6 protein-coding genes are annotated in these 3,680 nt (G+C 62.7%); 5 read left to right on the top strand and 1 reads right to left on the bottom strand.

The features are described from left to right. The 5 genes from Q0O40_RS15640 to Q0O40_RS15620 all read left to right on the top strand — a co-directional run. Nucleotides 1–686, top strand: a 686-nt coding sequence (locus tag Q0O40_RS15640; protein ID WP_295532027.1) for an RHO alpha subunit C-terminal catalytic domain-containing protein, incomplete at its 5' end; no start/stop codon positions are given. Beyond that, nucleotides 683–1,249: a VOC family protein gene (locus Q0O40_RS15635; protein ID WP_295532024.1), complete on the top strand. Its 567-nt coding sequence runs from the start codon at nucleotides 683–685 to the stop codon at nucleotides 1,247–1,249. The genes Q0O40_RS15640 and Q0O40_RS15635, both read left to right, overlap by 4 nt. Nucleotides 1,250–1,283: 34 nt before the next feature. Beyond that, entirely contained in the window at nucleotides 1,284–1,721 is a 438-nt protein-coding gene (locus tag Q0O40_RS15630) for a nuclear transport factor 2 family protein (RefSeq protein ID WP_295532021.1), read from the top strand. Further along, nucleotides 1,718–2,734, top strand: coding sequence for an NADP-dependent oxidoreductase (locus tag Q0O40_RS15625; RefSeq protein WP_295532018.1), 1,017 nt, complete (start codon nucleotides 1,718–1,720; stop codon nucleotides 2,732–2,734). The genes Q0O40_RS15630 and Q0O40_RS15625 overlap by 4 nt, the downstream gene beginning before the upstream one ends. Before the next feature lie 37 nt (nucleotides 2,735–2,771). Then, nucleotides 2,772–3,200: a nuclear transport factor 2 family protein gene (locus tag Q0O40_RS15620; protein ID WP_295532016.1), complete on the top strand. Its 429-nt coding sequence runs from the start codon at nucleotides 2,772–2,774 to the stop codon at nucleotides 3,198–3,200. A gap of 83 nt (nucleotides 3,201–3,283) precedes the next feature. Here the strand turns inward: Q0O40_RS15620 and Q0O40_RS15615 are convergent. Next, nucleotides 3,284–3,680 (bottom strand): DUF2750 domain-containing protein (locus tag Q0O40_RS15615; RefSeq protein WP_295532013.1); only part of this gene is annotated, 397 nt, incomplete at its 5' end.

The raw sequence follows: 3,680 nt of genomic DNA, 5'->3' as shown, positions 1-3,680 counted from the left end.
TCCATCCCGAGCTGGCCACTTTCATCAACGACGGCCTGCCGACCACACTGTTTGAAATGTACCCCAGCGGCCACAACGCGATGTGGATGATCGGCCATCAGGCCACGACGCGGAAGGATTACGAAAGCGGCGATGTGCCCCCCGGACTTCATGAAGCGGCCGAGGCATGGGGCATCGATCCCAAGGAATACCGCGGCCGCACCGGCGCCATCCGCGAGGCAGTGATCAAGGCGAAGCGCGAACTGGGGCCATCGCGCGGTTACAATTACGACAACATGAGCGATCAGCAGCTGGTGGATTATTTCCACTGCACGCTGTTTCCCAACCTGACGATCACGATGTCGCCCGAACAGTGCCAGATCCTGCGCACCGAGCCGCACCCGACCGATCCCGAAAAGTGCGTGTTCCAGCACTGGTGCCTCTATCCGCCGGTCGCGGGCATGACCACGGTCGAAACCCCGGTCGGTCCCGCGCCATTCCGGCACGACGGGATCCACAGCCATTCGGTCTATGGCGACGGCGTCTCGGTCGGTTTTGTCGCCGATCAGGACTTGTCGATTGGCACCACGCAGCAACAGGGCCTCAATTCGCGCGGTTTCAAGGGCTGCCATCTTTCGGGGCAAGAAAAGCGCGTGCAGCGCTTCCACGAGCTGCTCAACGACATGATCCTGGGGCCGCAATCATGACTGACACATCCCATTCGCTCGCCTGCATTCCGGGCCGCACCGGCCCGCATATGATGCAGGCGGCTTTCGTCGTCGACGACATCGCAGCGGCGGCGGCGCTTTGGACCGAGACGACCGGCGTCGGCCCATTCCTGCTGGTGCCGCATATCAAGCTGGTGGAGCTGAACTATCGCGGCGAGCCGAGCGCGCCGCTCGATTTCTCGGCGGCGCTCGCGCAATCGGGCGGCATCCAGATCGAGCTGCTCCAGCAGCATTGCGACACCCCGTCGGCCTACCGCGACACCATCGCCAAAGGCACGCAGGGCTTTCATCACTTCGGCATCTACACCGCCGAATACGACACCGCGCGCCAGCATTACCTCGATCTGGGCCATGCCATCGCGGTGGAGGGCAAGTTCGGCGCGATGCGGTTTTGCTACATCGATACCAGCGCCGCGCTGGGCTGCATGATCGAGCTGGTCGAAGAGGACGCCGGCCAGACCGCGTTCTTCACCCGCGTGGCCGAGGCTGCGCGCGATTGGGACGGCGTGACCGATCCGATCCGGCCCGGCTTTCCGGTCTGATCCCTTTTCAAGACCAACAAGGATGCTTTTGCCGATGACCGCATGCCCGATCGAAGACCGCCTCGCGATCCAGGACCTGATGACCGCTTATGCCCATGCGGTAGATTCGATGACCGACATCGATGGCATCTGCGATGTGTTCACGCCCAACGCGGTGTTCGATCTCTCCGGCATCGGCCTTGCCGCAATTCATGGGCATGAAGGCATTCGCGCGTTTTTCGGCAATGTGTTCACCACCATGGCGCACCATGCGCACTATCTCACCAACTTCGCGGTGACCGCTTATGCTGGCGAGAGCGCGTCGATGCGTGCCTATGTGATCGGCATGGGCGTGGGCAAGGATGGCCGCCCGGTGACGGTGAACGGGCGCTACTACTTCGATGTGGTCCGCACGCCTACAGGCTGGAAAGCGGCGCGCTATACGATGGATTTCCTGCTCCCCTTGAGCGGCACATTGGACAACGCCAAATGACCGCCACGGGGGATATCCGCCAGATCGTGCTGGTGCGGCGGCCGGTGGGCGCGCCGGTGGCCGAGGATTTTGCGCTGGTGCGCGCGCCGATGCCGATGCCGGGGCCGGGCGAGATTCTGGTCAAGATGCGCGTCGGTTCGTGCGATCCGGCTATTCGCGGGTTTCTTGATGATCGCCCGAGCTATCTGCCGCCAGTGGCGCTGGGCGCGCCGATCAATGGCATGTCGCTCGGCGAGGTCGTCGCCTCCAACAATCTCGCTTGGCCGGTGGGCGCTTTGCTGCGCGCGTTTGCGACATGGTCCGATCATTATGTGATCGGCGCAGATGCGATGGGGCTGGAGATGGTCGAAGCCGCGCCCGGCGTGCCGCTGCAGCACTATATGGGCGCGCTTGGCCCGGTCGGGCTCACGGCGTGGGTCGGGCTGTTCGAGATCGGCAAGGCGGCTGCGGGCGAGACTGTGGTGGTGAGCGCGGCGGCGGGCGCGACGGGCAGCACGGTGGTGCAGTTGGCCAAGGCGGCGGGTTGCCGGGTCATCGGCCTGGCCGGCGGGCCTCACAAGGCCGCCATCGTGCGCGATCTTGGGGCCGATATCGCGATCGATTACAAGGCAGTGCCCGATCTGGCCGCCGCCGTGCGCGCCGCTGCGCCTGATGGCGTGGATGTCTATTTCGACAATGTCGGCGGCGAGACGCTGGACGCGATGCTGCCGCTGATGCGGCTGCATGGACGCGTGGCGGTGTGCGGCATGGTGTCGCAATACAACGATGCCGATCACCCGCCGGGCCTCAAGAACCTGTGGCAACTGGTGGTCAACCGCCTGACCATGCGCGGCTTCATCACTTATGATCACCTGCCCGTGCTGGGCGAGGCGCAGGCCATGCTCGACCGCCTGCTGGCGGAAGGAAAGCTCACGCCGCTCGAGAATGTGCGCGAAGGGTTTGAAAAGCTGCCCGAGGCGTTCATCGACCTGATGAACGGTCGAACCACCGGCAAGACGCTCGTGCTGGTGTGACCGCGCGCGCCGCAATTTCAAAACGGGAGAACATGCGATGCCTTTTAGTGGTCCTGCCGAAGACCGGCTTGCCATCCGCGAATTGCTCGACACGTATGCCGAGGCCGTAACCCGCCTCGATGCCGAAAGCTGGGCCGCGACCTGGGCCGAAGACGCCGAATGGTCGCTGCCCGATTATCCCGAGATCGGCACCACCCGGGGCCGCGCGGCGATCAAAGCGATGTGGATCGAGGCGATGAAGGGCTATCCCGGCATCATGTTCGAGGCATGGCCCGGCTCGATCGAAGTGACCGGCGACACCGCCACCATGCGCAGCTACACCGCCGAAGTCTATGATCAGGGCGAGATCACCGTGCGCGACCGTGGGATGTACGAAGACACTTGCGTCAAGGTGGACGGCCAGTGGTTGTTCAAGACCCGCGCATTCCGCAACATCCACCGCCAGCATGCGGCCAAGGGCTGCTGAGGGCTGACGGGGAGCAAGCCGATTTGAGCACTTGAAGGTGAATGACCGGCGTTGGTGGTTAGCGGACGGCCTATCGCATTGACCTATTTCTGACCCGATGGGTTTGCCCTGATCAATCGCTCGCAAACATCTGCTGGGCTGCTGTTGTAGCCAGTCGCTCGCTTGCCATACCAATTCAGTCCCACAAACAAACCATCGCCTTCAAGACCGGGAAGCCAATTCTCGATGAACTCGGCCAAACTCAGCTCGAAAGGCTCGAAGTTCGAATAGGCTTTGACACCTTCAATAATCTTCTCTGCGCGGCTCTTTTTCGACCAGAACGGCATCGCAGTTTCACCAGAAGCACTGGTGGACGTCGGAAACCCAGCCAAGTCGCGGATCGCCCAAACCGATCCGCCCTCGGTGACTTCGGCAAAAAAGATCTCCGCGTTTGATGCTGAAAGGCTCATGCATAAGTTTGAGCGGGGATCTGGAACGTCC

This window comes from Novosphingobium sp. Chol11 (assembly GCF_945870625.1).
Classification (GTDB): Bacteria; Pseudomonadota; Alphaproteobacteria; order Sphingomonadales; family Sphingomonadaceae; genus Novosphingobium.
The sequence above is the reverse complement of the archived record's forward strand: the minus strand, read 5'-3'. Positions and strand labels throughout refer to the sequence as shown.